This window comes from Streptomyces sp. ME19-01-6, from assembly GCF_033793745.1.
Taxonomy (GTDB): domain Bacteria; phylum Actinomycetota; class Actinomycetes; order Streptomycetales; family Streptomycetaceae; genus Streptomyces.
In genome coordinates this window covers 1-24,736 of the sequence record NZ_JARAXF010000032.1, presented here as the reverse complement: position 1 = coordinate 24,736, position 24,736 = coordinate 1, and the positions used below count along the sequence as shown (strand labels likewise).

Annotated in this window: 23 protein-coding genes and 1 riboswitch; of the genes, 5 read left to right on the top strand and 18 right to left on the bottom strand. The window is 71.2% G+C overall.

The window, feature by feature from the left end:
• Window positions 1–86: 86 nt before the first annotated feature.
• Both PV419_RS42115 and PV419_RS42110 read right to left on the bottom strand, forming a co-directional pair.
• Window positions 87–530 (bottom strand): SRPBCC family protein, encoded by a 444-nt coding sequence (locus PV419_RS42115; RefSeq protein WP_319698143.1) that lies wholly within the window; start codon window positions 528–530, stop codon window positions 87–89.
• 71 nt (window positions 531–601) lie between these two features.
• Entirely contained in the window at window positions 602–1,363 is a 762-nt protein-coding gene (locus PV419_RS42110) for a metallophosphoesterase family protein (RefSeq protein ID WP_319698141.1), read from the bottom strand.
• Window positions 1,364–1,615: 252 nt separating this feature from the next.
• On the opposite strand from PV419_RS42110, the gene PV419_RS42105 reads away from it, so the two are divergent.
• Entirely contained in the window at window positions 1,616–3,415 is a 1,800-nt protein-coding gene (locus tag PV419_RS42105) for an AMP-dependent synthetase/ligase (protein ID WP_319698139.1), read from the top strand.
• An 88-nt stretch (window positions 3,416–3,503) separates the two neighbouring features.
• Here PV419_RS42105 and PV419_RS42100 read toward each other — a convergent pair whose 3' ends face one another.
• Window positions 3,504–4,652, bottom strand: a complete 1,149-nt coding sequence (locus tag PV419_RS42100) for a glycosyltransferase family 4 protein (RefSeq protein WP_319698138.1) — start codon at window positions 4,650–4,652, stop codon at window positions 3,504–3,506.
• A gap of 62 nt (window positions 4,653–4,714) precedes the next feature.
• The gene (locus tag PV419_RS42095; protein ID WP_319698137.1) at window positions 4,715–6,271 is read right to left on the bottom strand and encodes an MATE family efflux transporter; all 1,557 of its coding nucleotides are present in this window, start codon (window positions 6,269–6,271) and stop codon (window positions 4,715–4,717) included.
• A 94-nt stretch (window positions 6,272–6,365) separates the two neighbouring features.
• Between PV419_RS42095 and PV419_RS42090 the strand changes: the two genes are divergently transcribed.
• Window positions 6,366–6,911 (top strand): PadR family transcriptional regulator, encoded by a 546-nt coding sequence (locus PV419_RS42090; protein ID WP_319698135.1) that lies wholly within the window; start codon window positions 6,366–6,368, stop codon window positions 6,909–6,911.
• A gap of 49 nt (window positions 6,912–6,960) precedes the next feature.
• Here the strand turns inward: PV419_RS42090 and PV419_RS42085 are convergent, their stop codons facing one another.
• The 5 genes from PV419_RS42085 to PV419_RS42065 all read right to left on the bottom strand — a co-directional run bounded on the left by PV419_RS42085 (window position 6,961) and on the right by PV419_RS42065 (window position 12,643).
• On the bottom strand, window positions 6,961–8,193 hold the full coding sequence (locus PV419_RS42085; RefSeq protein ID WP_415925499.1) for a hypothetical protein: 1,233 nt from the start codon (window positions 8,191–8,193) through the stop codon (window positions 6,961–6,963).
• Between the two features lie 145 nt (window positions 8,194–8,338).
• Window positions 8,339–9,307, bottom strand: a complete 969-nt coding sequence (locus tag PV419_RS42080; protein ID WP_415925498.1) for an NlpC/P60 family protein — start codon at window positions 9,305–9,307, stop codon at window positions 8,339–8,341.
• A gap of 372 nt (window positions 9,308–9,679) precedes the next feature.
• Window positions 9,680–10,705: a C40 family peptidase gene (locus PV419_RS42075; RefSeq protein WP_319698131.1), complete on the bottom strand. Its 1,026-nt coding sequence runs from the start codon at window positions 10,703–10,705 to the stop codon at window positions 9,680–9,682.
• 313 nt (window positions 10,706–11,018) lie between these two features.
• Window positions 11,019–12,380, bottom strand: a complete 1,362-nt coding sequence (locus PV419_RS42070; RefSeq protein ID WP_319698129.1) for an NYN domain-containing protein — start codon at window positions 12,378–12,380, stop codon at window positions 11,019–11,021.
• A 17-nt stretch (window positions 12,381–12,397) separates the two neighbouring features.
• Entirely contained in the window at window positions 12,398–12,643 is a 246-nt protein-coding gene (locus PV419_RS42065; RefSeq protein WP_319698276.1) for a hypothetical protein, read from the bottom strand.
• A 172-nt stretch (window positions 12,644–12,815) separates the two neighbouring features.
• On the opposite strand from PV419_RS42065, the gene PV419_RS42060 reads away from it, so the two are divergent.
• A complete protein-coding gene (locus PV419_RS42060) occupies window positions 12,816–13,526 on the top strand; it encodes a rhomboid family intramembrane serine protease (RefSeq protein WP_319698128.1) in 711 nt (236 codons plus the stop codon).
• Window positions 13,523–13,804, top strand: coding sequence for an Lrp/AsnC ligand binding domain-containing protein (locus PV419_RS42055; protein ID WP_319698126.1), 282 nt, complete (start codon window positions 13,523–13,525; stop codon window positions 13,802–13,804). Before PV419_RS42060 ends, PV419_RS42055 begins: the two co-directional genes overlap by 4 nt.
• 26 nt (window positions 13,805–13,830) lie before the next feature.
• Here PV419_RS42055 and PV419_RS42050 read toward each other — a convergent pair whose 3' ends face one another.
• The 6 genes from PV419_RS42050 to PV419_RS42025 all read right to left on the bottom strand — a co-directional run bounded on the left by PV419_RS42050 (window position 13,831) and on the right by PV419_RS42025 (window position 21,137).
• Window positions 13,831–15,261 carry an aminotransferase class V-fold PLP-dependent enzyme gene (locus tag PV419_RS42050; protein ID WP_319698125.1) on the bottom strand — a complete coding sequence of 477 codons (1,431 nt, stop codon included), beginning with the start codon at window positions 15,259–15,261 and terminating at the stop codon, window positions 13,831–13,833.
• A 223-nt stretch (window positions 15,262–15,484) separates the two neighbouring features.
• Window positions 15,485–15,602: riboswitch (SAM riboswitch) on the bottom strand.
• Between the two features lie 88 nt (window positions 15,603–15,690).
• Window positions 15,691–16,764: an anthranilate phosphoribosyltransferase gene (gene trpD, locus PV419_RS42045; RefSeq protein ID WP_319698124.1), complete on the bottom strand. Its 1,074-nt coding sequence runs from the start codon at window positions 16,762–16,764 to the stop codon at window positions 15,691–15,693.
• A gap of 189 nt (window positions 16,765–16,953) precedes the next feature.
• Window positions 16,954–18,585: a cytochrome bc complex cytochrome b subunit gene (locus PV419_RS42040; RefSeq protein WP_319698122.1), complete on the bottom strand. Its 1,632-nt coding sequence runs from the start codon at window positions 18,583–18,585 to the stop codon at window positions 16,954–16,956.
• Window positions 18,582–19,643, bottom strand: coding sequence for a ubiquinol-cytochrome c reductase iron-sulfur subunit (locus PV419_RS42035; protein WP_319698120.1), 1,062 nt, complete (start codon window positions 19,641–19,643; stop codon window positions 18,582–18,584). The genes PV419_RS42040 and PV419_RS42035 overlap by 4 nt, the downstream gene beginning before the upstream one ends.
• The gene (locus PV419_RS42030) at window positions 19,640–20,449 is read right to left on the bottom strand and encodes a c-type cytochrome (RefSeq protein ID WP_319698118.1); all 810 of its coding nucleotides are present in this window, start codon (window positions 20,447–20,449) and stop codon (window positions 19,640–19,642) included. Before PV419_RS42030 ends, PV419_RS42035 begins: the two co-directional genes overlap by 4 nt.
• Window positions 20,450–20,516: 67 nt before the next feature.
• A complete protein-coding gene (locus PV419_RS42025; protein WP_065958612.1) occupies window positions 20,517–21,137 on the bottom strand; it encodes a heme-copper oxidase subunit III in 621 nt (206 codons plus the stop codon).
• 201 nt (window positions 21,138–21,338) lie between these two features.
• On the opposite strand from PV419_RS42025, the gene PV419_RS42020 reads away from it, so the two are divergent.
• On the top strand, window positions 21,339–21,740 hold the full coding sequence (locus tag PV419_RS42020; protein ID WP_319698114.1) for a hypothetical protein: 402 nt from the start codon (window positions 21,339–21,341) through the stop codon (window positions 21,738–21,740).
• A gap of 48 nt (window positions 21,741–21,788) precedes the next feature.
• On the opposite strand, the gene PV419_RS42015 is transcribed toward PV419_RS42020, so the two are convergent.
• The 3 genes from PV419_RS42015 to PV419_RS42005 form a co-directional block, all read right to left on the bottom strand.
• Window positions 21,789–23,042 (bottom strand): L,D-transpeptidase, encoded by a 1,254-nt coding sequence (locus PV419_RS42015; RefSeq protein WP_319698113.1) that lies wholly within the window; start codon window positions 23,040–23,042, stop codon window positions 21,789–21,791.
• Between the two features lie 173 nt (window positions 23,043–23,215).
• Window positions 23,216–23,614, bottom strand: a complete 399-nt coding sequence (locus PV419_RS42010) for a cytochrome c oxidase subunit 4 (RefSeq protein WP_319698111.1) — start codon at window positions 23,612–23,614, stop codon at window positions 23,216–23,218.
• Window positions 23,611–24,736 (bottom strand): cbb3-type cytochrome c oxidase subunit I (locus PV419_RS42005; protein WP_319698109.1); only part of this gene is annotated, 1,126 nt, incomplete at its 5' end. The genes PV419_RS42005 and PV419_RS42010, both read right to left, overlap by 4 nt.

Here is a 24,736-nt window from a genome sequence, read left to right as displayed (position 1 = left end):
GCGTGGTGGGGCTTCCCGACGGTAGCGGGATCAGTGGCGCTCGCGGTCGCGCCCGCGCCGGGCGGGACGGTCCTGGGCCAATATGCCTAGGCCGCGCTCTCCACTCGCTTCTTCAGACCGGCCAGCGCGCGGTCGATGATGACCTTCTCGGCCTTGCGCTTGATCATGCCGAGCATCGGGATCTTGACGTCGACGGTGAGCTGGTAGGTGACCTCGGTGCGCTTGCCGCTGTCGAGGGGGGCCAGCAGGTACGAGCCGTCGAGGGAGCGCAGCATCTGGGACTTGACCAGGGACCAGCTGACCTGGTTGTCACCTGTCCAGGTGTACTCCAGGGTGTAGTCGTCCTTGATCGCCCCGGCGTCGAGCAGCATCCGCACCTTCTCGGCGCGCCCCCGGTCGTCCTTGGTGAGGACGTCGGCCTCCTTCACCTCTCCGGACCACTCCGGGTAACGGTCGAAGTCGGCGATCACCTCCATCACGTCGGCCGGTGCCGCCTCGATCGTGATGCTCGAGCTGGTGTGTTCCGCCATCGCCGTGGTTCCTTCGGTTCGGTCCGCTTGATCCGCCGCCTGGGTCTCTGCCGAAGGCTACCGCGACGGGCTCACCACTCCAGGGTCCAGGGGGTGCCGGTCGAGGCGAAGTGTCCGACGTTGACGCACTCGGTGGCGCCGATCCGCATCCGGCGGGCGAGCGGCTGGTGGACATGGCCGAAGAAGGCGTACTGGGGCCGAATGGCGCGGATGGCGTCGAGGAGGGCGGCGCTGCCCCGCTCGAAGCGGCGGGCGACGGTGTCGTAGCACAGCTCGGGAACGTCGGGCGGGATGTGGGTGCACAACACGTCGACCTCGCCGAGCGCGGCGATCTTCGCGGCAAAGGCCTCGTCGTCGATCTCGTACGGCGTGCGCATCGGGGTGCGCAGCCCGCCGCCGACGAAGCCGAAGACCCGGCCGCCGATCTCTATACGCTCGCCGTCGAGGACGGTGGTGCCGGGCTGGGCGTACTCGGGCCACAGCTTCGGTATGTCGACATTGCCGTAGGTGGCGTAGGTAGGGGTGGGGAAGGCCGCGAAGAGGTCGGCGTACTGCCGGCGTACCGCGGACTCGATGGCGGCGTTGCGGTCCAGTCCGTCCCACAGCCGGTTGCCGAACGCGCGGGCCTCCTCGAACCGGCGGGCGGTGCGCAGCTCCACGATGCGGTGGGCGTTCTCCACGCCGAACAGATCGGGGAAGATGCCGCGGGAGTGATCGGCGTAGTCGAGGAAGAGCACCAGGTCCCCGAGACAGATCAGGGCGTCCGCGCCCTCACCCGCCCTCTTCAGGTCCCGGCTGTTGCCGTGCACGTCGCTGACCACGTGAACTCGCATGCGGGTCAGCCTAAGTCCTGCGCTCTTGGGCCGTCAGGCATCGGCCCTGACCACCCCGCCGCCACCTGCGGTTACTTCCGGGTCCCGGGCCGGGTCGACTAGTCTGCGGCCAGTACGAGAGCGGGGTGTGACGCATCAAACATCTGGGAGGACCCCCTATCCCAGATGCCATACCCATCGGTAACGTCCGGGCAGTCCACCACCCCCCATTGCCCGTGTAGCGGCGCCGGCGCCCGACGAGGAGCATCAGTCTTGCGCGAGTTCAGCCTTCCGGCCCTGTACGAGGTTCCGGCCGACGGGAATCTGACGGACCTCATCCGGCGCAACGCCGCCCACCATCCCGAGGTCGCCGTGGTCGGCCGGAAGGTCGACGGCCAGTGGCAGGACGTCACCGCCGCCGAGTTCCTCGCCGAGGTGCGGGCCGTGGCCAAGGGCCTGATCGCCGCCGGGGTGGAGCCGGGCGACCGGGTCGGGCTGATGTCGCGCACCCGCTATGAGTGGACGCTGCTGGACTTCGCCATCTGGAGCGCGGGCGCGGTCACGGTGCCGGTCTACGAGACGAGTTCGGCCGAGCAGACCCAGTGGATCCTCGGCGACTCGGGCGCGGTCGCCTGCGTGGTGGAGTCCGCCGCGCACGAGGCCGCCATCGAGTCCGTACGGGACACCCTGCCCGCGCTGAAGGGCCTCTGGCGGATCGAGGACGGCGGGGCGGTCGAGACCCTGCGGAAGCTGGGCGCGGACATCGCGGACGCGGTGGTCGACGAGCGCAGCGCCATCGCGAACGCCGACTCCCCGGCCACGATCGTCTACACCTCGGGCACCACCGGCCGCCCCAAGGGCTGTGTGCTCTCCCACCGCAGCTTCTTCGTCGAGTGCGGCAATGTGGTGGCCCGCCTCAAGCCGATCTTCGTGACCGGCGAATCGTCGGTGCTGCTCTTCCTCCCCGAGGCGCATGTCTTCGGGCGGCTGGTGGAGATCGCGGCGGTGCTGGCGCCGATCAAGCTCGGACACGTCCCGGACATCAAGACGCTCACCGACGAACTGGCCTCCTTCCGGCCGACGTTGGTGCTGGGCGTGCCGCGCGTCTTCGAGAAGGTCTACAACGGGGCGCGGGCGAAGGCGCAGGCCGACGGCAAGGGCAAGATCTTCGACAAGGCGGCCGCGACCGCCATCGCCTACAGCGAGGCGCTGGACACCTTTGCCGGGCCGTCCTTCGGCCTCAAGGTCAAGCACAAGGTCTTCGACCGCCTGGTCTACAGCAAGCTGCGGGCCGTCCTGGGCGGCCGGGCCACGCACGCGATCTCCGGCGGCGCCCCGCTGGGCGCCCGGCTCGGCCACTTCTACCGGGGCATCGGCTTCACGGTGCTGGAGGGGTACGGCCTGACGGAGTCCTGCGCGGCGACCACCTTCAACCCGTGGGACCGGCAGAAGCTCGGCTCGGTCGGCCAGCCGATGCCGGGCACGGTGGTCCGGATCGCGGACGACGGGGAGGTGCTGCTGCACGGCGAGCACCTGTTCACCGGGTACTGGAACAACAAGGCGGCGACGGCGGAGGCGCTGTCCGACGGCTGGTTCCACACCGGCGATGTGGGCACCCTCGACGAGGACGGCTATCTCACCATCACCGGCCGCAAGAAGGAGATCATCATCACCGCGGGCGGCAAGAACGTGGCCCCGGCGGTGATCGAGGACCGGATCCGGGCGCATGCCCTGGTCGCCGAGTGCATGGTGGTCGGCGACGGCCGCCCCTTCGTCGGCGCGCTGGTCACCGTCGACGAGGAGTTCCTGCCGCGCTGGCTGACCGAGCACGGCAAGCCGGCCGGCTCCACGGTGGCCGGCCTGCGGGAGGACCCCGAGCTGCTGGCCGAGATCCAGCGGGCGGTGGACGACGGGAACGCGGCGGTCTCCAAGGCGGAGTCGGTGCGCAAGTTCCGCATTCTCGCCACGCAGTTCACCGAGGACTCCGGGCATGTCACGCCGTCGCTGAAGCTCAAGCGGAACGTGGTGGCCAAGGACTTCGCGGCCGAGATCGAGGCGCTCTACCAACGCTGACCCGGCGCGGCACGGCGGCGTACCGGCTCCGGTGCGCCAGGCCGTGCACCCGCCCCGCACGTCGGGCCGCGTGCCACGCTCCCGTGGATCAGCTGTGGAGCAGGCCCTCCAGCCGCTCGGCGAGCAGGTCCCAGCGCCAGCGCTCCCAGGCCCAGGCGCGCCCCCGCTCCCCCATCCGGCGCCGCAGCTCGGGGTCCTGGAGCAGTGCGACGATCCGTTCGGCCGCCTGCTCGGCGGAGCCGCCCCGCACCACCCAGCCCGTCTCGCCGTCGAGGACCGCGTCCGGCGCGCCGCCGGAGTCGCCGGCGACGACGGGCAGACCGGTCGCGGACGCCTCCAGATAGACGATGCCGAGGCCCTCGACATCCAGGCCGCCGCGGCGGGTACGGCAGGGCATGGCGAACACGTCGCCCGCGCCGTAGTGGGCGGGCAGCTCCTCCCAGGGGACCGCGCCGGTGAAGCGCACGGAGTCGGCGACGCCGGTGGTCTCGGCCAGCCGGCGCAGCTCCTTGGCGTACGGGCCGCCGCCGACGATCAGCAGGACGGTGTCCGGGACCCGCGCCAGGATCCGCGGCATGGCCTGGATGAGGGTGTCCTGCCCCTTGCGCGGCACCAGCCGGGAGACGCAGACGACGACGGGGCGTTCGGCGAGCCCGAGCCGGGCCCGGACCTCGGCGCCGCCCGAATCGGGGTGGAAGGTCTTCTCGTCCACGCCGGGGGTCAGTTGGACCATGCGCGCCGCTGCCTCGGGCCCGACCGCCGCCGCGATCCGCGAGCGGGTGTACTCGCCGAGGTAGGTGAGGGCGTCGGCGCCCGCGCCGATCCGGCGCAGCAGCCCGCGGGAGGCGGGGAGCTGGGCCCAGGCGGCCTCATGCCCGTGGGTGGTCGCCACCAGCCGCCGGGCGCCCGCCCCGCGCAGCGCCGGGGCCATCAGCCCGAGCGGGGCGGCGGCGCCGAACCACACCGCGGTGCAGCCGTGCGCACGCAGCAGCTCGCCGGCCCTCCGGGTCACCCGGGGGGTGGGCAGCAGCATGGTCGTACGGTCCCGGACGACGGGGAACGGCTGCTCGGCGTCGAACCGGGCGGTGGCCGCGGCGCCCTCCCGGCCGCGCTTCCAGGTGGAGGCGTAGACGACGACCCGCTCGGGGTCCAGGCGCAGCGCGATGTTGTGCAGGAACGCCTGGATGCCGCCGGGCCGGGGCGGGAAGTCGTTGGTGACGATCAGGGTCTTGTCCATCGCCGCCGACAGTACCGGCCCCGCCGACCGTACCGGGCGCGGGCGCGTCCGCCCGGCTCCGGTCAGCGCACCCCGGCGCGCTCCGCCGCCCGGCGGGTGGGGGCCCGTGGTGGAGTGAAGCGGCGGGAGAGGGCGAGTACGGCCAGGCACTGGAGCGCCGCGGCCAGCGCCATGGCCGCGCACACCCCGGGCAGCCCGAAGCCGGACAGGCCGTGGGCCAGGGGCAGCTGGACGGCCGTGCCGGCCAGGGTGACGCGCAGCATCAGCGGGCTGCCCCCGGCCCCCTCGAAGACGCCGCCCAGTGCGATGAAGCAGCCCAGCAGGGCCAGGTAAGGGCCCAGGCAGCGCAGAAACGCCGTGCCGGCCGCGGCGACGTCCGGGCGCGCGCCGAACGCCCGCATCACCCACGGCGCGGCGGCCAGCAGCACCAGGGCGGCGAGCGCGCCGAGCGCGGCGCCGAGCAGCGCGGCCTGGCGGGCGATGGCGGCGCGCGCGTCGCGGCCGGCGCCGAGGGTGTGGGCGGTGTGGATGGCGGCGGCCTGGCGCACCGCGTAGAAGGACATGGTCGCCACGTACATCGCCTTGGTGGCGATGGCGTACGCGGCCACGGACGCCACCCCGATCCGGGCCACGACGGCCACCAGCAGCAGGGAACCGGCCATCCGGGCCGTGAAGTCGGCGGCCATCGGCAGCCCGGTGGCGGCGGTGGCGCGCAGGGCGGTCAGGAGGCGCCCGGCGGGACGGGCCGCGGCGGCCTTGCGCAGCAGGCCGTTACGGCCTGGGGTGCGGTAGGGATCGGGAGAAGGAGCGGCGTCCGGTGCGGTCGATCGCAAGGCGCCGGAAGGTCCTCGTAGCGGAGCTACTAGGGCGTTTCGGCAACGCCGCGAGCGGCCGTGCCGGGCGTCGCGACGCCGATCCCTATCGCACCCCAGGCCGTTACGGCGCAGCGCCACCAGTCCGGCCGCGAGGGCGGCCGAGCGCCCGGCGACGGTGGCCCAGGCGGCGCCGGTCACGCCGAGCCCGGGCAGCCCGCAGAGGCCGAAGACCAGGAGCGGGTCGAGGACGAGGATCAGCGCGTTGGCGAGGAGGGCGAGGCGCATGGGGGTGCGGGTGTCGCCGGCGCCCTTGAGGACGCCGTCGAGGAGGTTCTGGGCGAAGAAGACGGCGAGGCCGGGCAGGGAGACGGCGAAGTAGTCGGCGGCGAGGCGGAGGGCCGCCCCGCCCGCACCGCCGCCGTCGCCGCCGAGCACCAGGCGGGCCAGTGGCTCGCGCAGCGCCCAGCCGCCGACCGCGACGGGCGGGGTGAGCAGCGCGCACAGCGCCCAGCCGCCGCGCACGGCGGTGCGCAGGGCCGCCGGGTCGCGGGCGCCGCGGGCGCGGGCCACCAGGACGGTGGTGCCGCTGCCGGCCATCAGGATCAGGCCGAGCGCGAGGTTCTCGACGTTGGTGGCCACGGCCACGGCGGCGACGGCCGGTCCGCCGAGGCGGGCCACCCACACCATGTTGACGATCCCGGCGACCACGCCGGCCAGCAGTTCGCCGTAGACCGGGCACGCCAGGCCCACCAGTCTGCGGCGGTGTTCCCTCGGCAGTGCCTTGTGCGGCGTCTCCTGCGGCATTTCTTCCCCTCCCAAGCCATACCTCTAATCGAGGTACCGCGATGAGAGGTATCATGGCGCGGTCGCGTGGGCAAGTGAAAGGACGTCACCCAAGGTGCTGGAGCTGTCGATCCTCGGCTTCCTGTACGACCAGCCGCTGCACGGCTACGAGCTCAAGGAGCGCATCAAGGCCCTGAGCGGCCATGTCCGCCCGGTGAGCGACGGAGCGCTCTACCCGGCGATCACCCGGCTGACGAAGGCCGGTCTGCTGGACCAGCGCACCGAGCCGGGCGCGAGCGCCGCCCCTCGCCGGGTGCTGTCCCTCACCCGCGCGGGCCGCGCCGAGTTGCTGTCCCGGCTGCGCGGTCCCAAGGATGTGGAGATCACCGACGGCCAGCGCTTCTTCACGCTGCTCGCGTTCCTCCGCCACCTGCCGGACCCGGCCGAGCAGGCAGCCGTGCTGCGGCGCCGCCAGGCGTTCCTGGACGCCCCGTCGAGCTTCTTCTACGAGGGCGGCGAGCCGGTGCGCGCGGAGCGGGCCGGGGACGTCTTCCGCGAGGGGATGCTGCGGATCGCCCGCGCGACCACCGCGGAGGAGCGGCGGTGGCTCGCGGACGCCCTGGACCGGCTGGAGGCGCGGCCCGGGGCCGACACCCCCTGAACAAGCCCCCTGAGCCCCTGAGCCTCCCCGAGTCCCCTGATCGGGCTCCCTAATCGAGCTGGGAGCCCACGTACGTGCGCCACTGTCCGGTGAACCCGGCCAGGTCCGTGCCCAGCACCTCGCGCAGCGCGGACTCCACCGCCCCCTCGCGGCGCGGGCTCTCGCCCACCGCGCGGTAGAACTCGATCAGCTTCCCCTCGCCCCACTTCCGCGCGATCAGGCGGCAGGCCAGCCAGCCCTCCTCGTACGCCTGGGAGAGGACGTCCGCGTCGCCGCCGAAGCCGAAGGCCTTGTCGTCCGGAAGGGCGTCCGGCAGGCGGCCGGCCTCGACGGATCGGGCGAGCTCGGGGGCCACCTCGTGGGGGACGCGGCCGGTGCCGAGATAGCCCGTCCAGTCGGCGAAGCCCTCGGAGAGCCACATCGGGGTGGCGGCGGTGGTGGCGGCGCGGGTGGCCACATGGGCCGTCTCGTGGGTGATCACGACGCTCCGGCCGAAGTCGCCGAGGCTCTGGTACGCCTCGGGGTTGATGATGACGCGGTCGGCGGCCGCACGGCGGCTGCCCCCCGCCTCGCCGGTGGTGACGGCCGCGATGCCGCGGTAGCCGCTCGCGGACGAGCCCAGCAGGGCGGCCATCCGGGTCAGGGAGGCGGGGACCTCCACCACCACCCGCCCGGCCCAGGAGTGGGGCCACACCTTCCGCAGGACGCCCACCGCCCGGTCCGCGCGGTCCGCCACCTCGCGCAGCCGCCGCCGGTCCTGGCCCACGCCGAGGACGAGGCTGTGCTCGCCGCGCACGGCGGTCACCGAGCCCTGGTCCCACAGCTGCACGGAGGTCCGCCGGCCGTCCTCCTCGCCGTCGTCGGAGGCCACGTACCAGCGCCCGCTCCGCTGGGCGAGGGTCAGATACTCCTCGGTGACGACCGGCGCGGTGTCGTATCCGGACAGCCGGTAGCGCAGTTCGACCCGGGCCGCGAGGCGGCGGCCCTCGCCCAGCGCGGGGTCGAAGCCGCCGGTGTCCACCAGGCGGTAGGTCCAGGAGCGCACCGGGACGGCGGCCAGGTTCGCGAACATCCGCCGCTGCTCGGCCAGATAGCGGGCGGAGCGCCGGTCGACAGTGGCGAGGAAGGCGCCCGTGTCGCGCTCGCGGATCGCCGCGGCCCGCCGGTCGAGCAGCTGCTGGACGGCCCGCCCGTCCCGCCCCGCGCCGTCGTCGGGGGCCTGGACGGTGCCGCAGCCGGTGAGCGCGGCGGCCGACAGGGCGCAGAGCGCGGCCAGGCACAGCGCCGCCCACCGCCTGGCCCACAGCCTGCCCGTCCGCCATCTGCCCGCCTGCCGTCCGCCCGGCCACCACCTACCCGCCACGTCGTAGATCGTACGAGGCCGACGCTTCGCAATCAGACGCGCTTATCAGACACGTGTGGTGGCTTCAGACACGTGTGATGGCGGAAATCGGCATCATCCCGACCGGGTCGTAGCGCACCCGCGCCCCCGGGTAGGGCGCGTGGATCACCCGTCCGTTGCCCGCGTACATCCCGACGTGGCCCGCGTCGGAGCGGTAGACCACCAGGTCGCCGGGGCGGATGTGGCCCAGCGCCACCGGGTGCCCGGCGGACGCCTGCTGCTGCGAGGTGCGCGGGATCGCCACCCCGGCCCGCCCGTACGCCCATTGGGTCAGCCCCGAGCAGTCGAAGGCCGTGGGCCCGGCCTGCCCCCACGCGTAGGGCAGGCCCACCGCCCGGCGCGCGGCCTCGAGCGCGGTGGCCGCGCGCGGCGAGGACGGCGGCAGCTCCGCCACGCCGACCGGCCGGGACGCCGCGGACGAGCCGTGCAGATAGGCCGCGCGCTGGGCGGGCGGCAGGGCGTTGAACAGCCGACGGGCCGTGGCCAGCTTGTGCCGCACGGCCCGCTTGTGGCGGATGACGGCCTTGCGGCTGTGCTCCAGCCGGGCGAGCCTGGCCGCCGCCTCCGCGCGCTGCTGGCGCAGCGTCCGCTGGGCGCCCTCGAAGACCCGTAGCTGTCCGGCCTGCCGCTTGCCGATCCGTTGCAGGGTGGCGGCCTTGTCGAGGTAGTGGGCGGGGTCCTCGGAGAGGATCAGCGCGAGGGCGGGGTCGACCCCGCCGGACCGGTACTGTCCGCCCGCGAGGGCGCCGAGCGCCACCCGCATCCGGTTGAGCCGCTCCTGGCCGCGGGCGACGCGGTCCTGGATCCGGTCGACCTGGCGGCGCAGCCCCTGAGTGTGCGCCTCGGCCGCGTTGTAGCGCTCGGTGGCCCGTTCCGCCTGCGCGTAGAGCCGCTCCACCGCGCCGGGGGTGGCGTGGGGGGCCGTGGTGTCCGGTGAGGGGTCGCGCGGCTCGGCGCCGGCCGGCACGGCCGACAGCGCGGCCGCCGAGGCCACGGCGGCCGAGGCGGCGGTCAGGACGGTCACCCGGCTCAGGGCGGTGGCCCGGCCGGAGCCGGATCGCGCAGAGCCGGGCTGCGAGGAACCGGCCTGAGGTGAACCGGGCTGCGAGGAACCGGGCTGGGGGGAACGGCGACAGGACGCCATGGGAAGCCGCACTCCCTTCCGCTGTGTCGGGGAGCCCACTGTGTCGAGCACAGTGAACTGCGCGCAGACAGTAGCCGCACGATCACGCACGGTCCAAGAAGCGTGACGGGCACACAACGTGACGCCCCGCCGGAGACGCAGGTCACCGGCGGGGCGGACGTTCAGCGGAGGTTGCTCGGCCTTCCGGAATTCCCCCGAACGGACGGTTCGGGGGAGGTGGGCTCAGACCCGGACGCCGAACATGAACGGCATGTTGTCCATCGACTCGTAGCGCACATTGGCCCCGGGCTTGGGGGCGTGCAGCACCTGGCCGTTGCCCGCGTACAGGCCTATGTGGTGCAGGTCGCCGTAGAAGAGCACCAGGTCGCCCGGCTTGAGCTGGCTGCGGCTGATGCGGGTGCCGGCGTTGGCCTGGTCCTGCGAGATACGCGGCAAGGAGACGCCGGCCTGTCCGTACGCCCAGCCGGTGAGCCCGGAGCAGTCGAAGGAAGACGGCCCGGTCGCGCCCCACACATACGGCGAGCCTATCTTCGTCTTGGCGGCGGCCAGCGCGGCGGCGGCGCGCTGCGAGTCCGGCACGTCGTTGCCCAGGTTGACGCGCTCGTTGGAGCGGTTGGCGCGCTCCCGCTCCTTGGCGGCGAGCGCGGCCCGCTCCTGGGCGGTGAGGGTGTTCAGGAGCTGCTGGGCCTTGGAGAGCTTGCCCTGGATCTCCTTCTTCTTCTGCGCCAGGACCTTGCGGGTGTCCTCGATGTCCTGCAGCTTCGTGGACGCCTCTTCGCGCTGCTGCTTGAGCGTGCGCTGCTTGTCGGCGATCTTGCGCAGCGACTCGGCCTGCTTGCCGCTCAGCTGGCTGAGCGTGGAGGCCTTGTCGAGATAGGTGTCCGGGTCGGAGGAGAGCAGCAGCTGCACGGAGGGGTCGATGCCCCCGGAGCGGTACTGGGCGGTGGCCATCGAACCCAGGCCGTTGCGGAGTTTGTTGAGGTCCTCCTGGCCGCGCGCCACCTTGTCCTGCAGGTCGCCGACCTGCTTCTCCAGCTTCTCCTTCTTCTCCTTGGCGCCGCTGTACTTCTCGGTCGCCTGCTCCGCCTGCTCGTAGAGCTTGTCGACCTGCTCCTTGACGTCCTTCTTGTCCGCCTTGGGCGCGGCCTGCGCGGCCTGGGAGGTGAGGGCGACGGCCGCGGCGGCGGTCGCGGTGAGGACGGTCACCCGAGTGCGGCTCGGCTGCTTGGGTCGACGGTGGGACGCCACGAAGGCGAGCTCCTTCTTCCTCCAGCCGCCTACCGGGTGAGTGGGGGTCAAGACCCCGGCTCCGCGGAACACAGCGCGCGGACTCGGCGGTACCCCCGCTGCCATCCCGGATGGATGATCAACCGCGCGGAGGTTCGAGCCGACCTTAGTGACCTCGTCGTGATCCGTTCAAATCCCACCGACAAAAAAGTCGGTCTCCAAGCGCATCTTTTACAAACATCACACATACCGTAACGGTCGGTTGACGCTCCGCAGACGAACAACGGCCCTCCGAGGCCTGCTGAGCGCCGCCCAGCGCGTCGCCCGGAGTCACTCAGGTACGCGCGAGTCGCTTGAGCAGCAGAGCGGAGGAGACCGGTCGCGCCCCGGCCTTGGCCACCCCGTCGGCCACCTCGCGGTCCGTCGAGACCACGACCACCGGCCGGCCCGGCGGCTCGGCCCGCACCAGCTGTCGGATCAGCTCGTCCGCGGTCACCCCCGGCTTGCTGAACAGCACCCGCACCCCGCGCGGCGGCGCCAGCAGCACCGGCGCGGCCAGCTCGGCCCCGTCGAAGACACAGGTCATCTCCGCGCCCGTCTGGGCCGCCAGCACCGCGAGCCCGCCCAGCAGCCGCAGCCGCTGCTTGTCCAGCGGCATCGTCGGATAGCCGGTCTTGGTGACGTTGTAGCCGTCCACCACCAAGTGGGCCTGGGGCAGCGCCAGCAGCTGGTCGAGCAGCGCGGGATCCATCTCCGACAGCGCCCTGGTCGCTATGTCCTTCGGCGTCATCTTGCCCGGCTCGACCGCCTCCACCGCGTCCGCCGGGCGCATCGACGCGGGCGGCAGGGCGAGTTCGCGCCGTAGCCCCTGCGCCGCGTCCAGCACCGTGTCCAGCAGCAGCCGCACCCGCATGTCCTCGACGCTGCGCCCCTCGCGCGCCGCCCGCCGGCTGGCCTCCAGCGCCGACTCCGCCTCCGCGAGCCGGGCCCGCAGCCGCCGCGCCTCGCCCTCCGCCGTGGCCTGCCGCACCGCGGCCGCCGACCGTACGGACTCCAGCTCGGAGGCGGCCTTGCGCAGCGCCGCCTCACCGCGCTTGACGTCGCTGAGCGCGCTGCGCAGCTTCCGGTGCAGCGTGTCCGATTCCTTGCGGGCCGCCTCCAGCTCGGCACGGGACCGCTCGGCCTCCGCGCGCGCCGCGGCCCGGGCCTCGGCGAGCTCTTCCCGGAGGTGCCCCAGCTCGCGCTCCACCTCCTCGCCGGCCCGCTCGGCCAGGGCCCGCTGCGCCTCCTCGCCCGCCGCCTCGACCAGCTTGACCCAGCCGGCCGGCCGCAGCACATAGGCGAGCGCCGCGACATCCACCGGATCGGCCGCGGCCGGCGGCGAGCCGCCCTCGATGGCCTCGGCGAGCTCCTTCTGCGTCTCCCGCAGCCGTCCCGCGATCCGCTGCCGGAAAACCGGGTCGGATTCCACGGCGGCGGCCATCGCGTTGCCCGCGAACTTCGCCCGGCGGGTGGGGGTGAAGCGGGCGTACTGCCGCAGCTGGGCGGGCAGCTCGGTGACCGTCAGCCCGCCGAAGGCATCCGCCACCAGGGCCACGACCCGGCGCCTGACCCCCTCCGGCAGGGGGCGGTCGAGCGCCTCGGCGACACCCTCGGCGTCACCGGCCGACGCGGGGTCGCCCGTCCGCTCCACCACCTGTCATCGCTCCGTTCTCAGGCGCTCGCGCTTGCGCCCGGACGGTCGACCAGCTCGATCTGGTCGACCGCGTTGCACCAGCGGCAGCGCACCGACTCAATGGTCTCACTGACCACCTCGCGCTCCTCGACCCTGGGCTCCCCGCCCAGGTCGAGATGGACGTATTCGACGGCCTTGGTCGAGCGCGTCACATCGAACCGGGTCAGATTGCCGCACAGAGTGCAGCGCCAGCGGGTCTCGGCTGTCGGCAGGGGCACGGCCATGGCGTCGTCGTCCTCGTCTTCATTCCACTGTGGCACTCGGCGTGCTGTAACCCTACGGCCTGAGCCCTGCCCCGCGCCGGGGCCGGTGCCCTCCCCGGCCGCTCCCCGGTCCGCCCCCCGGCGGCGGCGAGGCACTCTGGGCAGGTTGTGCCCGGTACGCCATGATCTGCCCATGATTAAGACGTCGGAGGGGCCCGGCCGCCCCCTGATGACTTACGCCCTCATCGCCGCCTGCTGCCTGGTCTTCGCCCTCGGGCCGGCCTCCGGCCTCAACCCCGGCTACGGCACCGGGGGCGAGCTGCTACGGGCCCAGACGGGCTACTTCGAGCGCTGGGGGGTGGTGCCCGGCGCGCTGTGGAGCGGCGCGCCCGCCGAGCCGCTGACCCCGCTGACCGCGTTGTTCGTCCACGGCAACTGGCTGCACCTGCTCGGCAACATGCTGTTTCTGTACGTCTTCGGCGCGATGGCCGAGGAGCGGATGGGGCGGATCCAGTTCGCCCTCTTCTACCTCGCCACCGGTTATCTGGCGCTGCTCGGCTACGCGGCGGCGCACGCCGGCTCCACCCAGTCCCTGGTCGGCGCCTCCGGGGCCATCTCCGGGGTCCTCGGCGCCTTTCTGTGGCTGTTTCCCCGGGCCCGGGTGACCAGCCTCTTCCCGTTTCTGTTCTTCCTGCCGCTGCGCTTCCCCGCCTGGGTGGTGCTGATCTTCTGGGTCGCGCTGCAGTGGCTGGCCGCCCGCGGGGCCGACGACCGCCCCGGCGTCGCCTACCTCGCCCACCTCGTGGGGTTCAGCCTCGGGTTCCTCTACGCGTGGGCCCGCTTCGGGCGGACGCGTAGAGTGAGCGGGGCAGTCAGGTCCAGCGAGGGAGAAAGCCAGCCGTGATCACTTCGATCGTGCTCATCAAGACCAGCGTGGACCAGATCCCTGAGATCGCCGAGCAGATCGCCGCGCTCGACGGCGTGAGCGAGGTCTACTCGGTCACCGGAGCGCACGATCTGATCGCGTTGGTGCGGGTGGCCCGGCACGACGACCTGGCGGACGTCATCCCGGGCCGGATCAGCAAGGTGCCGGGCGTGGCCTCCACCGAGACCCACATCGCCTTCCGCACCTACTCCCAGCACGACCTCGAGGCCGCCTTCGCGATCGGCCTCGACGGCTGAACCCTGCTCCCGCGCTGTCAGCCGCGTCAGCCGCGGTCCGGGACGCAGCGCCCGTCCTCGGTGCGATAGCTCCACTTCGCGCCGTCCCGGACCAGCTCCTTCACCGCGTCGACGAACCGCTCGACGTGCTCGTCCGGGGTGCCCGCGCCGAAGCTGACCCGGATGGCGTTCAGCGCCCGCTCCCCCGGCGCCGCCTCCGGGGCCCCGCACTCGCCCGCCTCCCCGGGCTCGCCGCCCAGCAGGGTGCGCACCAGCGGATGCGCGCAGAACAGGCCGTCGCGCACGCCGATGCCGTACTCCGCGGAGAGCGCGGCCGCGAAGTGCGAGCTGTTCCAGCCCTCCACCACGAAGGAGATGACCCCCACCCGGGGGGCGTCGTCGCCGAACAGCGACAGGACGCGTACCTCGGGCACCTCGGCCAGCCCCGCGCGGACCTTGGCGATCAGCTGCCGCTCCCGCGCCACCAGGGACTCGAATCCGGCCTCGGTCAGCGCCTTGCAGGCCGAGGCGATCGCGTACGCCCCGATGACGTTCGGTGAGCCGGCCTCGTGCCGGGCCTCGGTGGTGTGCCACTCCACGTCCACCCCGCCGTCTTCCTGACGCGTGACCTTACGGCTGGCCCCGCCGCCCGCGAGATACGGCCGGGCCTCGCGCAGCCAGTCCGCGCGCCCCGCGAGCACGCCGGCCCCGAAGGGCGCGTACAGCTTGTGCCCGGAGAAGGCGACCCAGTCGACGTCCAGGGCGGCGATGTCCACGGGGTGGTGCGGGGCGAGCTGCGCGGCGTCCAGCACGATCCGGGCGCCGTGTGCGTGGGCCACCCGCGCCAGCTCGCGCACCGGCCACAGCTCACCGGTCACGTTCGACGCACCGGTCACACACACCAGCGCCGTCCCCGCGCCGTCCTCCGCTCGCTCCTCCGCCCGCCAGGCGATCAGCGCCCGCTCCAGCGCCTCGACGGCCTGCCGCGGGGAGCGCGGCGCGCTCAGATAGCCGACCTCGACGCCCTCCCGCTGCTGCCACGGCAGCAGCGAGGCATGGTGCTCGGTCTCGAACACGAACACCCGGGTGCCTTGCGGGAGGGCGGCGGCGAGGAGGTTGAGCGAGTCGGTGGTGGCGCGGGTGAAGATCACCTGGTCGTCGGGGCGGCAGCCGAGGAAGGCGGCGACGTCCTTGCGGCTGTTCTCGAACAGGTCGGTGGACAGCTGCGAGAGGTAGCCGGCCCCCCGGTGCACGCTGCCGTAGTACGGGGCGTAGGCGGCGATGTCGTCCCAGACCCGCTGCAGGGCGGGGGCGCTGGCGGCGTAGTCCAGCGCGGCGTAGTCGACCTCGCCGCCGGTGACGAGCGGGACGAGGACGTCGCGGCCGAGGACGGGCAGCGGGGCACAGGCGGAGGTGGCGATGGCGGAGGCGGTGGTGGCGGAGGCAGTGGTGGCGGAGGCAGCAGCGGTCGCGGACATGGCGAAGTCTCCCGGGAGGACGAAGAGGTGAATGCGTCACACGCGCAGGCGGCAGCCCGCCGCCGGGCACGTGGAAAGAGACTCAACGCACGGACGGAGCCGCGCGGATTGAGGGAAATCGAGAAAAAGCGGGCCGTCGGCCCTAGCGCATTCGCTGCATCACGGAAGAACTCCCTCGACGACCAGGACCCCTGGCCCCACGCTCATTCAGAAGCGTGCGAGGGGTCCGCGCTTGCCGCGGACTTCATTGCCTGCGGCCTGGTCATCACCCGGGGCACCCCGCCACGGACGGAGGGTTGCCGGACAGCGGGCCGGGGCCGAAATCGCTGTCGCTCGTGACCTGCGCAGGAGTATGCCATGCCCGGCCACAAACTTCAGACCCCTGTCCGCCATGCGGACGCATGGCGGACAGGGGTCCGTGAGGAGCACCTACGCGTTGGTGGCCAGCACCCACCGTTCCAGCGAGGCCAGGGCCGCGCCCGAGTCGATCGACTCGGCGGCCTTCTCCATGCCCGTCGCGATCCGCTCCGTGAGGGGCTTGTCGCCCATCCCGCCCTCCAGCGCGACCAGCGCGGCCGCCGAGTTGAGCAGCACCGCGTCCCGGACCGGGCCGCGCTCCCCCGCCAGCAGCCGCCGGGCGACATCCGCGTTGTACGAGGGGTCGGCGCCGCGCAGGGCCTCCACCGGGGCCAGGTCGATGCCGACGTCCCGCGGGTCGAAGGTCTCCTGCCGTACGGTGCCGCCCTCGACCACCCACACCTGGGAGGTCGAGGTGACGGTCAGCTCGTCCAGGCCGTCGTCGCCGCGGACGACCAGCGCGGAGGAGCCTCGTTCGGCGAGCACACCGGCCAGGATGGGCGCCATGCGGGCGTCCGCGACCCCGGTGGCCTGGGCGCGTACCCGGGCCGGATTGGTGAGCGGGCCGAGGAAGTTGAAGATGGTGGCGATGCCGAGCTGGCTGCGCGCGGTCCCGACATGGCGCAGCGCGGGGTGGAAGTGCATGGCGAAACAGAAGGTGATGCCGGCCTCCTCGGCCACCTCGGCCACCCGCCTCGGGGAGAGGTCCAGGTTGACGCCGAGCTTCGCGAGGACGTCGGAGGAGCCGCTGGCGGAGGACGCGGCGCGGTTGCCGTGCTTGACCACCTTGGCGCCGGTGCCCGCCACCACGAGCGCCGACATCGTGGAGATGTTGACCGTCTTGGCGCGGTCGCCTCCGGTGCCCACGATGTCGACCGTCGCCCCGGGGACCTCGATCACGTTCGCATGCTCGTACATGGTTCTGACCAGCCCGGACACTTCCTTCACCGTCGCGCCCTTGGCACGCAGCGCGACCGCGAAGCCGGCGATCTGAACGTCGGTGGCCTCACCTCGCATGATCCGGTCCATGGCCCAGGCGGTGTCGTCGGCGCTGAGGTCGTGGCCGAGCAGCAGCGAGTCGAGTACGTCCGGCCAGGTGCGGGCCGTCGCGCGGTTGTCGCCTCCGGCTGGGGTCACAACGTCCATGGTCCGCTCCTGGATCTCGGCTGGGCAGGGAGGGTCCGCGCACTTCAGCGGCCCCCGGCAAGCCTATCGGCGCGGGCGGGGCACGCGGCCCGGACCCGGACCCGTACATGGCCCAGGGCCCCGGCCCGGACCGTGTGGTCCGGGCCGGGGCCCTGGTGTGGCGTACGGCTGAGGTGTTCGCTGAGGGGATCAGTGGTGGCCGTGGCCGCTGGTGATCTCCTTGTACTCCTCGGCGGTCGGCTTGGGGATCACGTTGTCCCCGCCGTAGTAGCCCTTGGACAGCTTGGCCCGGAGCTTCTGCGACCGCTTTATCTTCCGGCGGACACCGTTCTCGTCGACCTCGGGGCCGGCCTCGAGCGGCTTGGGCTGCTCATGCTGGGTGAGCGTGTGCAGGTCCTCCTGCGAGAGCGGCGCGTGCACCTCGATGAACTCGCCGTGCGGCAGCCGCTTGATGATGCCGGTCTCGCGTCCGTGCAGCACCTTGTCCTTGTCGCGCCGCTGCAGACCCAGGCAGATCCGCTTGGTGACGATGAAGGCCAGCACCGGGCCGACGAAGAAGCCGATCCGGACGAACCAGGTGATCGAGTTGATCGACAGGTGGAAGTGGGTGGCCCACAGGTCGTTGCCACCACCGACCAGCATCACCAGGTAGGCGGTCAGCCAGGCGACGCCGAAGGCGGTCCGGGTCGGGACGTTGCGCGGACGGTCCAGGATGTGGTGCTCACGCTTGTCGCCGGTGATCCAGGACTCGATGAAGGGGTAGACCCCGATCGCGAACAGGACCAGCGGGAAGAGCACGATCGGGATGAACACGCCCAGGACGAGCGTATGGCCCCAGGCGTTGATCTCCCAGCCGGGCATCACACGGACCAGGCCCTCGGCGAAGCCCATATACCAGTCGGGCTGGGCTCCGGTGGACACCTGGTCCGGCCGGTACGGGCCGATGGCCCAGATCGGGTTGATCGTGGCGACCGCGGAGAGGATCGCGATCACACCGAAGACCAGGAAGAAGAAGCCGCCCGCCTTGGCCATGTAGACCGGCAGCAGAGGCATGCCGACCACGTTCTTCTCGGTCTTGCCGGGCCCCGGGTACTGCGTGTGCTTGTGGTAGAAGACCAGGATCAGGTGCGCCACCAGCAGACCGAGCATGATGCCCGGCAGCAGCAGGACGTGGACCGGGTAGAGCCTCGGGATCAGGTCCATCCCGGGGAACTCGCCACCGAACACGAACATCGAGATGTAGGTACCCACGACCGGGATCGACAGGAACACGCCCTCGATGAACCGCAGACCGGTGCCGGAGAGCAGGTCGTCGGGGAGCGAGTAGCCGGTGAAGCCGGTCAGCATGCCGAGGAAGAACAGCAGGAAGCCGAACAGCCAGTTGATCTCGCGCGGCTTGCGGAACGCGCCGGTGAAGAACACGCGCATCATGTGCACGAGCATCGCGGCGAGGAAGATCAGCGCGGCCCAGTGGTGGATCTGCCGGATGAGCAGACCGCCGCGCACCTCGAAGCTGATGTCCAGCGTCGAGGCGAACGCCTCGGACATCCGCACGCCCTGCATCGGGACGTACGGGCCGTGGTACACGACCTCTTCCATGCTGGGGTGGAAGAACAGCGTCAGATACACACCCGTGAGGATGATGATGATGAAGCTGTAGAGCGCGACCTCACCCAGCATGAAGGACCAGTGGTCCGGGAAGATCTTGCGCATGTTGGCCTTGGCCAGGCTGTAGACGCCCAGCCGGCCGTCGGCCCAGTCGGCGACGCGCTCGCCCGCGGGGGCCTTGCGGCCCCGCTGCGTTTCAGTTGCAGTACTCATCCGCGCTCCCAGAAAGCAGGACCGACGGGCTCCGCGAAGTCGCCCTTGGCTTCGAGGTAACCGTCCTTGTTGACGCCGATCCGCAGCTGCGGCAGGGCATGCCCGGCCGGGCCGAAGATCACGCGGCCGCCGTCGGAGAGGTCGAACGTCGACTGGTGGCACGGGCACAGGACGTGGTGCGTCTGCTGCTCGTACAGGTTGATCGGGCAGCCGACGTGGGTGCAGATCTTGGAGAACGCGACGATGCCGTCGTGCGACCAGTCCAGCTCGCGCTTGTCCTTGATGTTCCCCGGCTGCAGCCGGACCAGCATCAGGGCCGCCTTGGCGATCTGCGTCTGGAAGTCGTGGTCCGACTCGTGCATGCCCTCGGGCATGGCGAAGGTGAGCGAGCCGACCGCGATGTCCTCGGGACGCAGCGCCCCGCCGGTGTTGTAGTTCATCAGGCGCTTGCCCCTGGCCCACTTGGTGTGCCGGAGCTTGTCCCCCGGCAGCGGGCCGAGGTCGCGCAACAGCACCAGGCCCGCGAGCGGCACCAACGTCAGCGCGCCGAAGAGGGTGTTGCGGGCCAGCTTGCGCCGGCCGAACCCGGACTCGGCGGCGCCGGCCCGGAAGTCCTCCAGGACCTTGGCCTTGACCTCGGGCTCGGCCTCGATCGGGTGGCGCTCGTCGGCGATCTCCACGTCCGACATCAGGGTGCGGGCCCAGTGGACCGCGCCCGCGCCGATGGTGAACAGCGCGATGCCGAGGGACATGCCCAGCGAGAAGTTCAGCGCGCTGATGTGGCCGATCGGGAAGACATAGATGATCTTGTCGACCGGGAAGGCCACATACGAGGCGATGAAGGCGATCGTCGCCAGCATCGAGACCGTGAAGAACAGCGCGACCGTGCGCTCGGAGCGCTGCGCGGCGCGCTCGTCGATGTCCTGCTGGCGGTGCTCGTGCGGGGGCAGTCCCGGGTCGGCGAACGGGTTGTCGGCCGCCTCTACCGCGCCGCCCTCCGCGGCTTCCCGCTCATGTGGCAGGTTGTCTTCTGTTTGTGAAATGTCGTGGCTACTCATGACTTCTTGGCCTTTGCGGTCCGGGCGGCGACCCAGATGGTCAGGGCGATCATGGCCCCCATACCGAAGATCCAGCCGAACAGACCCTCACTGACCGGGCCCAGGCCGCCGATCTCCATACCGCCGGGGGTCTCGGTCTTGTCGCTGTTGACCGTGTCCAGGTACGCGATGATGGCCTTCTTCTTCTCCTCGGGCAGCGTGGTGTCCGGGAAGGAGGGCATGTTCTGCGGGCCCGTCTGCATGGCCTCGTAGAGGTGCTTGGGGGACACGCCCTCGAGGGACGGCGCGTACTTGCCGTTGGTCAGGGCGCCGCCCTTGCCGACGAAGTTGTGGCACTGCGCGCAGTTGGTCCGGAAGAGCTCACCGCCCTCGGCGATGTTGGCGCCCGCGGGGTCGTACTGCTCCTTGGTGGGCGTCACCGGGCCGGGGCCGAGCGAGGCGATGTACGCGGACAGCTGCTGGATCTGGGCGTCCGAGTAGATGTTCCTCTTCTTGGGCACCTGGGCGCCGGGCTGCTGCGCGGGCATGCGGCCACTGCTGACCTGGAAGTCCACGGCGGCGGAGCCGACGCCGACCAGGCTCGGACCGTCGGTCGTACCCTGACCGCCGGTGCCGTGGCAGCTGGCGCAGCCGACGGCATAGAGCTTCTTGCCCTCCTCGATGGCGAGGGACTGGGCGGAGCTGTCATCGGCCTTCGCCTCGCTCGGCGAAAACGCGGCGTACAGCCCCCCAGTGACCGCCAGCGCGAAGAGTAGGACGACGAGCGCAGCCAGCGGATGGCGCCGTCGTGCGGAGAGCTTTTTCACGGATTACCCCGGTGTCAGGATCTTCTGCGTCGATGCTTTAGGACGTGGTGCCGGTGCGGCGACCGGATTACTTGATCATGTAGATCGTGGCGAAGAGGCCGATCCAGACGACATCGACGAAGTGCCAGTAGTAAGACACCACGATGGCCGCCGTCGCCTGCTGGTGGGTGAACCTCTTGGCCGCGTACGTCCTGCCCAGGACCAGCAGGAAGGCGATGAGTCCGCCCGTCACGTGCAGTCCGTGGAAGCCGGTGGTCAGGTAGAACACCGAGCCGTACGGGTCGGACGAGAGCGACAGACCCTCGTGCTTGACCAGTTCGGTGTATTCGAAGATCTGACCGCCGACGAAGATCGCGCCCATGATGAAGGTGATCACGAACCAGGTGCGCAGCTTCTTCACGTCACCGCGCTCGGCAGCGAAGACACCGAGCTGGCAGGTGAGGGAGGAGAGCACCAGGATCGTGGTGTTCGTCGCGGAGAACGGGAAGTTCAGCGCGGACGCCATTTCCTTCCAGTGCTCTGCCCCGGTCACCGATCGCAGGGTGAAGTACATCGCGAAGAGGGCCGCGAAGAACATCAGCTCGGAACTCAGCCAGATGATGGTTCCGACGCTGGTGAGGTTCGGCCGGTTGACCGATGGGTGCGCGTGCCCGGTATCTACTGCTGTTGCTGTCGCCACGACCGACATTATGTCGGTCGCTTATCCCGCCCTCACTCCCGGGGGTACCGTTCGGAGTGTCAAGGGCATCGATGCTGCTCGTACGGCCGGTTGTGAACGGCCGTCGGCCGGTCCCTCGAAGGAGGGAGGGGTCTGTACGCCCCCTCCTCCCCAGGGCTGTACCGGAGTAGCATCCGCGCCAGGAGTCCACCCATGTAACGCGGAGGAACGATGCAGCCGACCGCCACGGTGCTGGTCTACAGCGATGACTCGGGCACCCGCCAGCAGGTCCGGCTCGCGGCCGGGCGCCGGCCCGCCCCTGACGTCCCGCCCGTGGAGTTCGTCGAGTGCGCGACCCTCCCCGCCGTCCTCTCGGCGCTGGAGGACGGCGGTATCGACGTATGCGTGCTGGACGGCGAGGCGGTGCCCGCGGGCGGCATGGGGGTCTGCCGGCAGATCAAGGACGAGATCTTCCGCTGCCCTCCGGTTCTGCTCCTCATCGGCCGCCCGCAGGACGCCTGGCTGGCCACCTGGAGCCGCGCCGAGGCCGCGGTCACCCATCCGATCGACCCGGTGGCCCTCGCGGACTCGCTGGCGGGGCTGTTGCGCCAGCGGCGCTCCGTGGATGCCTGACGCCTGACGCGTCACCCCTGGCAGTCAGTCCTGGTCGACCGGCCGGTCCTACACCTGTGGCCGCAGCCTGGCCGAGTCGGCCGGGGTGCTGCCGTCGGGCCGTCCGGCGGCCACGGCGCTGCCTGCGCGCCACTTGTCCCAGGTCATGTTCCAGTCGCCGAAGCCGTTGTCGAACGGCGTCATCATCGAGCCGTGGCTGTTCACCACCTTGACGATGTCGCCGAGGCGCACGGTGTCGAAGAACCAGTGCGCGTTCTCGGTGCTCATGCCGGTGCAGCCGTGGCTCACGTTGGCCGCGCCCTGCGAGCCGACGGACCAGGGCGCCGCGTGGACGTACTCGCCGCTCCAGGTCACCCGGGCGGCCCAGTGGACCATCAGGTCGTAGGAGTTGCCGAGGCCGATGCTGGCCCCGGTCATCCGTACCGCGGACTCCTTGGCGAGGACCACCTTGATGCCGTTGCGGGTGTCGAAGCCGGGCATGCCGGTGGTGATCGGGATGGTACGGACCGCCTGGCCGTTCCTCAGCACCGTCATCTGGTGGGTGCCGGAGTCGGTGATGGCCTCGAGGCGGTCGCCGGTGCGCAGCCGCAGCGGCTTGGAGGACGCGCCGTACAGGCCGCTCGCGACCCTGATGCCCTTGAGGTTGGCGTGCACGTCGATCGTGGCGTGCGCGGGCCAGTAGTCGCGCGGGCGGTAGTGCAGGGTCCGGTCGTCCACCCAGTGCCAGACGCCGTCCACCGCGGGCTGTGAGTCCACCTTCAGGGCGCGCTCGACCACGGCCCGCGCCGAGGCGTCCTTGACCGGCGCGTTCAGCGAGGCGGTGATGGGCTGCCCCACCCCGTAGGTGCCGGCGTCGGGGCCGAAGGTGACCCGCAGCCTGCTCTCGGCCCCCGAGGTGTCGAAGCCGATGGTCCGGCGCCCCGGCGACCCGTGGGCGTCCTCCGTGCTCACCCGCAGCGTGTAGTGGGTTCCCGCCGCCAGGGGCACGGTGCTGCGCCAGCGCTTGCCGTCGGGCGTGAGCTCCCCGCGTACGTACCGCCCCGCGGAGTCGGTCGCCGTGACGTCGGTGATGCGGCTGTCGTCGCCCTTGGCCGTGACCTCCAGCGGCTTGTCGGGGTCGGCCTTGTGGGAGCCGCCCACGCCGTTGAAGGCGACCTGGTCGGCCGCGTCGTACGGCTTGGCCGCCAGCGGGTCCGAGGAGGGGCCGCCGCATCCGGTGAGCCCCGTCGCTATCAGGGGTGCCAGCAGCAGAGCGCAGCCGAGCACCGTCCGGGATCGGGGTGATCGAGGTGTGTGGCTCATGGTCACAAGCTAAGAAGACCGGTCCCGGACGGCTCGCGGAATGAGGCAGTCGAGTGAACCGGAGAGCCGGGGAACCAGGGAACCGGGGAGACAACGCAGCGGGGCCCGGACACCTGGAGAAGGTGTCCGGGCCCCGCTCGGGCCCGGTTCAACGGGGCCCGGTGGCTGACCGGTTACTGGTTCTGGTTCTCACCGCGGTAGTACTCGAACACCCAGCCGAAAAGACCGACCATGATGACCGGAGCGGAGAAGTACAGCAGCCACCAGCCGAAGATCACGCCCATGAAGGCCAGGGCGCCACCGATCCCCAGGAAGAGCGGCTGCCAGCTGTGCGGGGAGAAGAAGCCCAGCTCGCCGGCGTCGTCCGCGACATCCGCGTTCTTGTTGTCCTGCGCCCCGACATCCACCCGGCGGGCGGTGAAGGCGAGGTAGTAGCCGATCATCACGCTCAGCCCGAAGGCCAGGAAGAGCGCCGTGGTACCGGCGGGCTCCTTCGACCACACCCCATACACGATCGCCATGATGAGGATGAAGACGGCGAGCCAGATGAACATCCGGCCTTGGACCTTCACTTGCCGGCCTCCTTGCCACCCGCGAGGGCCTTGTCGTCGGACGCGGCGGCCCCGTAGTTCTCAAGCTGGTCGAGCGCCGCGATCTCCGGGTGGTGCAGGTCGAACGCCGGGGATTCGGAGCGGATGCGGGGCAGCGTGACGAAGTTGTGCCGCGGCGGCGGGCAGGAGGTCGCCCACTCCAGCGAGCGGCCGTAGCCCCACGGGTCGTCGACCTCGACCTTCTTGCCGTACTTGGCGGTCTTCCAGACGTTGTAGAAGAACGGCAGGATCGACAGACCGAGCAGGAACGAGCTGATGGTCGAGATGGTGTTCAGCGTGGTGAAGCCGTCGGCCGCCAGGTAGTCGGCGTACCGTCGCGGCATGCCCTCGGCACCGAGCCAGTGCTGCACCAGGAACGTGCCGTGGAAGCCGATGAACAGCGTCCAGAAGGTGATCTTGCCCAGGCGCTCGTCGAGCATCTTGCCGGTGAACTTCGGCCACCAGAAGTGGAATCCGGCGAACATCGCGAAGACGACCGTACCGAAGACCACATAGTGGAAGTGCGCCACCACGAAGTACGAGTCCGAGACGTGGAAGTCCATCGGCGGCGAGGCCAGGATGACACCGGTCAGACCACCGAAGGTGAAGGTGATCAGGAAGCCGATCGTCCACAGCATCGGGGTCTCGAAGCTCAGCGACCCCTTCCACATCGTGCCGAGCCAGTTGAAGAACTTGATACCGGTCGGCACCGCGATCAGGAATGTCATGAAGGAGAAGAACGGCAACAGTACGCCGCCCGTGACATACATGTGGTGCGCCCACACCGTCACCGAAAGGCCCGCGATCGAGATGGTCGCACCGATCAGCGAGATGTAACCGAACATCGGCTTGCGCGAGAAGACCGGAATGATCTCGGAGACGATTCCGAAGAACGGTAGCGCGATGATGTACACCTCTGGATGGCCGAAGAACCAGAAGAGGTGCTGCCAGAGCAATGCGCCGCCATTGGCCGCGTCGAAGACATGCGCCCCGAATTTACGGTCGGCCTCCAGGGCGAACAGCGCGGCGGCCAGCACCGGGAAGGCCAGCAGCACCAGCACACCGGTGAGCAGCACGTTCCAGGTGAAGATCGGCATGCGGAAC